Annotated in this window: 6 protein-coding genes; all 6 read left to right on the top strand. The window is 62.8% G+C overall.

Going from position 1 to position 6,847, the window contains the following annotated elements:
• Positions 1–476 precede the first annotated feature (476 nt).
• The 6 genes from AB0K12_RS48305 to AB0K12_RS48280 all read left to right on the top strand — a co-directional run bounded on the left by AB0K12_RS48305 (position 477) and on the right by AB0K12_RS48280 (position 6,424).
• Entirely contained in the window at positions 477–1,385 is a 909-nt protein-coding gene (locus AB0K12_RS48305; protein WP_364576134.1) for a hypothetical protein, read from the top strand.
• An 81-nt stretch (positions 1,386–1,466) separates the two neighbouring features.
• Positions 1,467–1,889, top strand: a complete 423-nt coding sequence (locus AB0K12_RS48300) for a hypothetical protein (protein ID WP_364576132.1) — start codon at positions 1,467–1,469, stop codon at positions 1,887–1,889.
• A 127-nt stretch (positions 1,890–2,016) separates the two neighbouring features.
• Positions 2,017–4,272, top strand: a complete 2,256-nt coding sequence (locus tag AB0K12_RS48295) for a glycoside hydrolase domain-containing protein (protein ID WP_364576130.1) — start codon at positions 2,017–2,019, stop codon at positions 4,270–4,272.
• Positions 4,273–4,656: a hypothetical protein gene (locus AB0K12_RS48290; RefSeq protein ID WP_364576128.1), complete on the top strand. Its 384-nt coding sequence runs from the start codon at positions 4,273–4,275 to the stop codon at positions 4,654–4,656. It begins immediately after the preceding gene.
• 44 nt (positions 4,657–4,700) lie between these two features.
• Positions 4,701–5,435: a hypothetical protein gene (locus tag AB0K12_RS48285; RefSeq protein WP_364576126.1), complete on the top strand. Its 735-nt coding sequence runs from the start codon at positions 4,701–4,703 to the stop codon at positions 5,433–5,435.
• 209 nt (positions 5,436–5,644) lie between these two features.
• On the top strand, positions 5,645–6,424 hold the full coding sequence (locus AB0K12_RS48280; RefSeq protein ID WP_364576124.1) for a hypothetical protein: 780 nt from the start codon (positions 5,645–5,647) through the stop codon (positions 6,422–6,424).
• The last annotated feature ends 423 nt before the right edge of the window (positions 6,425–6,847 follow it).

Below are 6,847 nucleotides of genomic sequence, written 5' to 3'. Positions count from 1 at the left end.
TCGTAGGTGAGGCACAAGGTCACTCGCAGACCATCACCGATACACCAGCAGTCACGCTGGCGAACGACTTAAAGATCTACCGATGTAGTACCGGCGACCCACGAAGGACCCCGTTCTTCGTGCTCTGCGTCATTCCTGGTGCCTGACCGACGACAGGATCGCATTCCGAGTATCGACGAGCACTACCCGTATGCGGAATCGGCAATTACCATTTACTTCGCGCATTAAATGGTGTCAATACTTGTGATAGGTGATCTTGTTGTGCATCATAAGGAGCGTCGCAAGCAGCGCTCGACGTCGGAGTCGCCTTCAGGTATCCAAGTCTATCTTTCCCGCCATCACGGTGCCGGACGGAACCGCGCCGCTTAGTAGCGGCACGCGAAGTGCTGCCCGCCCGAAAACGTCTCATCGCAGTCATCGGTCATGCCAAAAACCGCTCCCCGTATCACTGCGACAAAACATCAGGAGGTGCATTCGTGGGCAATCTTTCCAGGAACGCCATTGTGCTGGCCGGTGGCCTGACGCTTTTATGCGGTCTTGCCGCCTGTGGCAGTGACACCGTCAGTGGCGTCAGCACGGTCCAACTCCGATCCGCGAGCGCGAAACCCGTGGATGGCGCATCGCCCCTTTCCGCGTACGTCGACACCGCTGAGCAGCGCAAGAAGGTGACCACCGCCCGGGCTGGCCTGGTTGCTGCCTGCATGCAACGCCTCGGTTTCGCCGAGTTCAAAACCGTGGAATCCAAGGAGCAGGGTGCAGAGTTCATCTCGGGCCGCCGGTACCTGTACATCGAGCCCGAGCAGGCGGCGCGCACCGGCTACGCGGAGGAGGCTGACGCCGCCGACGGCAAGCGCCGGACCGTGGACCAGGCCCGAGCTGTGTCAATGGAGGAACGTCGTGCTCTGACTGGCGGTGACGTGACCCTGGGCAGTGGTCAGACGCCTCCTCAAGGCGGCTGCACCGGAGAGGCGAGCCGTACCCTGACGACGGGAGCCTCTCAGCCGGACGAGTTGCTCGTCTGGAGGCTGATGGCCGAGGCGGCGGCGCCTGCCAGGAAGGACGCCGAGGTCCTACGGGCGGTGGCCGACTGGAGCACGTGCATGAAGCAGCGCGGATTCGGCTACGCGACACCGGAGGACGCCTGGAACGACCCCCGGTGGGTCAGGCAATCCGGCTCTGCGGTGACCGACGAGGAGCGCAAGGCCGCCAGCGCCGACATGGAGTGCAAGGACCAGTCGGGCTACGCCGTGGCACTGTCGAACGCGCAGAACGCGAACGAGCGGAAACTGATCGAGCAGCACGCGGGCGCGCTGAAGACACTCGCGCGGAACAGGGACATCCTCCTGCGTAACGCCGAAGTCGTCCTGCAGGGCGGTCGGCCGTAACAATATCCCGCTCATACAGTCGCGAATTTCGACTACACACATAGGAGAATGATGCGTGGCCGACGTTTACTGAATCGAGTTATGGCTGTTGTCGCCGGCAGTGCGATGGGTGCTCAGCTGATGCTTTCCACTCCTGCCCCGGCATGGGCCGCAGAGCACGACGGCTGGTGCACGTACGCGGAGTTATGTGTTTTCGAGCACGAAAATCAGGTCGGTGGACGGCACGACTACTACAATGAGGACGACAGCTACGACAACGACTACCTTTATTACTTCTGGGGGTCGTCTCCCGTCATCAGCGGCACTCCCGTGAACGACATGACCAGCTCTTTGTCCAACGGCGACGACCGGTGCAAGGCAGTGCTTCGGGAGCACAGCCACGGTGGCGGGCTGGGGCTGATCATTCCCTACGACACAAGTGGCAGCGGGTACGTGGTCAACGATCTGGTGCCCTATGGCATGAACGACTTCTTCAGCTCACACAGGTGGCAGGACTGCTTCTGACGGTCGCACGACCTCCCGAGCGATGCCCGGCCGGATGCCCGGGCGGCTCCGGTCGGGCAGCACGGTGCACTCCGTGGAGGCCGGAGGCGCGGAAAGACGTACGCAACCAGTCGACATTGGAGCCGACATGGATGAGATGGTTCTGCGTGCACAACGCTTCATCAACACCACCTACGGCAGCGTGCCGGGCATCACCAAAGTAGTTGAGGACGGAATCACCGGGTGGGCGACGATGTACGCCCTGACCCGCTGTCTTCAACACCAGCTCGGCATCACCACGCTGTCGAACAACTTCGGCCCTACGACGCTGTCGACGCTGACCAGCCAATGGCCGTCGATAACGCGGAGCGCAGGGGCACCGGCTAACCTCGTCCGCATCTTGCAGTCCGGGCTGTACTGCAAGGGCTACGATGGCGGTGAGATCGATGGCATCTACAATGACAGGGTGTCGGCGGCGGTCCAGCAACTCAAGGCCAACTCCGGCACGCAGAACGCCTTTCCAGGGGACGCGATGGTCCCCAAGTTATTCAAGGCGCTGCTCACTATGGACGCATACGTTGTGACAGCCAATGGCAGCGCCTCGATACGCTCGATCCAGCAATGGATGAACTCCCGCTACGTGAACAGAACGAACTTCTTCGTCATTCCGTGTGACGGCCATTTCTCACGAGACGTACAGAAGGCGATGATGCTGGCCTGCCAGTTCGAGCTGGGGCAGAGCGACGGCGAGGCGGACGGCATCTTCGGCCCCAAGACACTGAACGGGCTGGCGGCGCAGGGGATAGCGCAGGGTTCCACAGGGGTCTTCGTACAGCTCTTCAGCGCGGCCATGATATTCAACCGCCGGCAGGGAACCGCCTTCACGGCCACCTATGACGCCAACCTCACTGCCCGGGTCGTCGACTTCCAGAACTTCGCCCGGCTCGCCCCCACCGGTACCGGCGACAAGCAGACCTGGGCCTCGCTGCTTGTCAGCACGGGCGATTCGAGTCGTAGGGGCACCGCTGCGGACTGCGTCACCCAGATAACGCCTGCTCGTGCTCAGACGTTGAAGGGCCTCGGCTATCAGGTGGTCGGCCGTTATCTCACCAACGTGCCCAACACTTCGCTCAACAAGAAGATCCAGCCCGGCGAGCTGGCGGTGATCGCGCAGGAGGGACTTCGGGTCTTCCCGATCTACCAGACCTACGGCGGGGCGGTGACCTACTTCAACGCCACTCAGGGCGCGGCTGACGCCATGGCCGCCCTGGACGCGGCGCGTGGTTACGGCTTCAAGCCAGGTACCCGCATCTACTTCGCCGTCGACTATGACGCCCTGGACAGCGACGTCACCTCCAACATCCTTCCGCACTTCCGTGCCATCCGGACTCGTTTCAACCAGCTCGGCAGCGAGTACGCGATCGGCATCTACGGGCCCCGCAACGTCTGCTCCAGGGTGGCCGCAGAGGGCCTCAGCACGGCCAGCTTCGTCGCGGGCATGTCCACCGGTTTCAGTGGCAACCTGGGCTTTCCCCTGCCAGACGACTGGGCTTTCGATCAGATCTCCACCATCACGATCGGAGCCGGCGACGGCGCCATCGAGATCGACAACAACATCAATTCCGGACGGGACAGCGGGCAGAACAGCTTCAACGACGTGCCTACCGGAGCCAAGCCGGACGTGCCCTTCAGCAGCGCCAGCCGGGATGCGATCCTCACCGAACTGCTCGCGTACATCAAGAGCCTCGGGGACCTCCCCGAGGGGAACGTGCTCGAGAACGCCTGGCTCTATCTCACACCCGCGTCACTCGACATCACCCTGCAGCACGACGCACTGATAACGGCGCTCTCCCGGGCCTTCGGCATGCGCAAGGCGCTCATTCAGACCCCGCTCTTCTGGGAGCTCCGCAACAACCGCGTCGACGACGCCGCGGTGGACGGCCTCGTGGTGGCCACCTACGCCTATCTCGAGGCGTACGAGCTCTGGGAGGAGAACATGAGCGGCCCTCCTCCCCAACCACCGATCATTATGAAGAACGACAGCAGTACAGGCCTCGGCCAAATCTTCGCCGACACTGCGATCAAATCCCGAAACTATTGCGTGTCCGTGGGAATCATCAGTGACAGCGCGCTCGACCCGGCCGACTGGCACGACGTCTGGCGGGTCTGGAAACAGCTCAAGGACGATGACGAGTACTCTGTCAGCACGATTCCACTGGTGAATATCTGGGGGGCTGCCGACATCGGCCAGCGCAGACCCGTGTTGGACTACACGGAGAACGAAGCGGGCCTGATCCTCAAGCGGTACAACGGCACGGGCGCTCAGGCCGACGTGTACCGGCAGAAGACTCTGCCCATCTATCGCATATTCGAGAAGTACAACAGTGCTGCGAGGAATCTCTAGATGCGCACCAGCAGGCAGGACGGACGGAGAAGCAGTCATCGGCTGTCCTCGAAGGCCGCCTACCTGCTGTGCCTTCTACTGAACTCGGTATTCGGGTTTCTCGGGCAGTTCGCGTTCTTCTATCCCTACTTCGTGGCTCGCGACTGGCTCGCTCAGTTGGGGTTCGGATCGCCCGGAATCCCGTTCCAGGACGGCTATCTCGGAGCACTGCTCATCGGGCTCGTACTCGTTGCCGTATTCGCGCTGGCAATGGCAGCGGTGAATACCGTGGTGCTCCGCTCCGCGCCGGTGTCGCGGCGACTTTACTGGCTCTGCGCTGTCCTGGTGGCTCTGGCGTCCTCCATCTTCCAGCTGCTCTGGAACATGGGAAGCCTTTTTTCCTAGAAGGGAGCCTCGTGGCTGGTGAAACCACGGCTCAAATCGGAGAGGTGACGAAGAACATCGGCCGTCGCGCTGTTATTCGCGGTTCGCTCGGGCTCATCGGCGCCGGCATGGCCGGAGTGCTTGTGGGGCCGGGCACGGCGAAGGCGGCCGTACGGGACGGGAACACTCCTCCGCACACCTCCACAGCGCTTGCGGCGTCCACAGAACAAGTCCCGACAAGCGCCAACGGCTGGCCGATCATACGACCCGAGGATCATGCGTGGACGCCCCCCTGGCGGGTGGGCGGCAGCGACATCATGGTGAACCTACGACTCGGTGAGCCGGCCACGATTCTGCTCTACGTACTCGGCAGGTTCCACTACGAGATCGACGAACTGAAGGCCGCCGAGAGCCAGGTCATCGGCTACCGGCCGCTCGGATCCGCCTCGGCTTCGTCACCGGCCAGCAATCACGCTTCCGGAACGGCGGTGACCATCCGTCCCGACTGGTATCCGGCGGGGTCGCGGGGCAACTTCTTCCCACACCAGGCCGTGGTGCTCCGCGATGTCCTCCTGGAGTGCGAGGGTGTCGTCCGCTGGGGTGGCGACGACGATCGGCCCGACGAGTCCAGATTTACCATTGACGTCCCACCCGGAGACGATCGGCTCCACCGGTTGGTCGCGAAGATCCGGACCTGGAACGGGAAGCCCGGGCAAGGCGCTGGCGCAGCGCTCAATCCGTTCGACGCCGAACGGCGGAAGGCGGCCCGCAAGCTGCAACTGCAGCAAGCGCGAGACTGAGGGCGGCCGCCCAAGGTGTCCGGTGTCTCAATGATGTCCGAAAATCCGGCAGGAACAGCATCGGAGGTATCGTGCAGCGATTAGCCCTCGTGATAAGCCTCATGCTTCTAGCGGTCCTGACAGTCGCCTCGCCCGCCGGGGCCGTCACGAGTCCGGAGAAACCCGGCGAAGTGGCCTCTATCCCCGCACCTGCGCAGCTCAGGCAGGGTATGAACGAGATGCGCGTCGTCCCGAAGAACGATCCCGAAGCCGACGCTCCGTTGTCTCCCGCGCAGCAGGACCTACTCGCCCGGAAAACCGCCGAAGCCAAGGCCCATGCGGCGAAGCGACGTCAAGGGGCTGCAGCTCCCGGTGGACGCTCAACCGCCGCCTCCGCCGAAATGAACTGGCTCTCTGTTTACTACTTCCCGCAGATCGAGGACTATTACTGCGGCCCGTCCACGCTACTCTCGGCGATGTACGCGAAGGGCCTGGACTGGGGCACGGTGGATGATCCCAGATGGAGTCATGCAGCAGACCTGCTCGACACCGACTTCAATGGGAACACCCCGTGGTACATCAACCCCATCGCCCAGGACATCAAGATCATCGCGTCCGGTTACAACACCGGCCGCCCGATGGCCGATGCGATGAACTACGAGATGGAAACCACCTTCTACGTCCCGCAACCGATCCCCGGTACTCCCACGCTGGCTCATCGGCAGGCTTACGTCGATGCACTGGTGTCGGACATCGACAACAACTATCTCATTATGGGGAACACCGCTGAGACGCCGACCAGCGACCATCTCGCCGGGCATCCCACGAACCGGAACATCTTCCACTGGATCGGTGTCTACGGTTACGACGCCTACGGCGACTGGACCATGTACGTCGATCCCGCCGGAAACAGCGCGGCTGTGCCCGCGGACTGGAACGCCCCTTCGTACGACGGCATCTATTCGGACACCCTAGTGGGGATCTTCAGCTCTCGTGGCTACATCTGGTAAGCGATCACTGATATTGATGTTGGCGTTGCTGTGCAGTGTGAGCTGTACAGCAACGCCGGCACCAACGTCGCCGCAGGCCAAAGGGGGCTCTGCCGAGCCTCACGCCGCGGTGTCGCCCTCGAACACGCGGCCGGCCTCACCGGAGACCCGGGGCTGCCTTAAGACGATGCCGAAATCCTGGCGGCAAGCGATCGATGCCGGGCGAGTTCCCGCGGTGTCGGGGGATGGTCGCATCCGTCCGACCGCCGTCGGTCCAGACGGTGAAGCGCTCTTCGGTGAACTCGCAGTTGGAGATCCTGCACGAATCGACGGCGCGAGCATGAAGGAAGGTCGCGTCCCCGGAGCGGTGTAAATAGCTCGACGAGGTAGGTGCCGTGGGTGGATCTTAGGCGGCCTCGGTGGCGGATGCCAAGGCTGGGTCGT

Source organism: Nonomuraea sp. NPDC049419 (assembly GCF_040676995.1).
Classification (GTDB): domain Bacteria; phylum Actinomycetota; class Actinomycetes; order Streptosporangiales; family Streptosporangiaceae; genus Nonomuraea; species Nonomuraea salmonea.
Note: the sequence above shows the minus strand (reverse complement) of the source record. Positions and strands in the feature narration are given on the sequence as shown.